Annotated in this window: 1 protein-coding gene and 1 pseudogene; both read left to right on the top strand. The window is 71.3% G+C overall.

Translation table 11 applies throughout. The annotated features are described in order from the left end of the window. Nucleotides 1-804, top strand: an 804-nt coding sequence (locus G6021_RS09445) for a S1 family peptidase (protein ID WP_241736498.1), incomplete at its 5' end; no start/stop codon positions are given. Nucleotides 805-918: 114 nt separating this feature from the next. Next, a pseudogene (locus tag G6021_RS09440) lies at nt 919-1329 on the top strand (serine protease); the annotation flags it as partial.

Here is a 1329-nt window from a genome sequence, read left to right as displayed (position 1 = left end):
GGGGCGGGCGTCCGCATCGCCGGCTTCCGTCCCGCCCAGGGGTCGGTCGGGTCGGGGACGGCGACGCTGCCCGGCACCCAGAGCCCCACGATCCCGGACCCCGGCACCCTGCTGCCGAACTCCATGGTGGGCGGAACCCGGTTGTACGTCCTGTCCCCCTCCCGCACCGTCGCCAACTGGTGCTCCCTCGGGTTCAACGGAATCCGCGACGGACGGGTCGTCAACATCACCGCGGCCCACTGCAGTTCCTTCACGGACCCCGCGACGGGGCGGTCCGTGTTCCGGCCCGGCACGGTCTCCGAGAGCGCCGGCTCGCCGAGGCTCGGGGCGTTCACGTCCACCGAGGCCGACGAGGCCCTCGACGCCGCACTGATCACCGTCGACCCCGAGGACGATCCCCGTTTCCGGAACTCCCACGTCCTGGCCGACGGTGCGCGCCCCCTCCCGCTGTCGGGCACTCAGTCCCCGGTGAGGGGGCAGATCCTGTGCAAGTACGGTCAGCGGACCGGTTACACGTGCGGGAAGGTGTCCGGGATCGACTCGGCGACCCCGGGTGGAGTCAGGAACGTCGCGATCGAGCTGTGCGCGATCGCGGGCGACAGCGGCGGCGTGGTCTTCTCCGAGACCCGCGCGGTGGCCGTGACGAGCCTCTCCAACGCCTTCGACACCAACGACCAGCCCTACCCGAGTTGCGAGGTGGCGCGGACCGAGCTTGCCCTCCGCGGCGGGGTCCCCACGATGGTCGGGGTGACCGTCGGTGCGATCTCGGCCCGCTTCCCGGGACTCCAGGTCGGCGCGTCATGACACATCAATCCCACTAATCACACGTGTCACACTGGACTCAGTAATCACATCTCCGTAATCTTGGCCTCAACTGGTCGACCTGAAGTCGTCCACCGTGCATCACGGAAGGCCACCATGCGCACCACCTCGAAGTTCGCCGTCCTCACCGCCGCCGCGGCCCTGGTCGTCACCGCGGCTCCCGCCGGCGCGGCCCCCGCCCCTGCTCCCGCCCCCACGGCGCCCTCGACGACGCAGGCGCTCCCCGCCCTCGACGCGGCCCTCGGATCGCAGTTGACCTCGCTGGTCGAGGCCCTGCGCCGGGATCTCGGACTGACCCCCGAGCAGTTCCTGGACCAGGCCGGGATCGGTGAGCGACTGGCCGAATCCCGCCCACGGTGGGAGAAGGCGTTCCGCGACTCCTTCGGCGGCGTGTGGCTGGACGAGGAGGGCACGGGCCTGGTGGGCGTGGTCGCCGGGGAGGCCGGCGATCTACTGCGTGCCGAGGCCACCGACGCCGGGTTCACCGTGCAGGACGTGGCCCTGACC

Source organism: Dietzia sp. CW19 (assembly GCF_014145265.1).
In the GTDB taxonomy this organism is placed as follows: Bacteria; Actinomycetota; Actinomycetes; order Mycobacteriales; family Mycobacteriaceae; genus Dietzia; species Dietzia natronolimnaea.
Note: the sequence above shows the minus strand (reverse complement) of the source record. Positions and strands in the feature narration are given on the sequence as shown.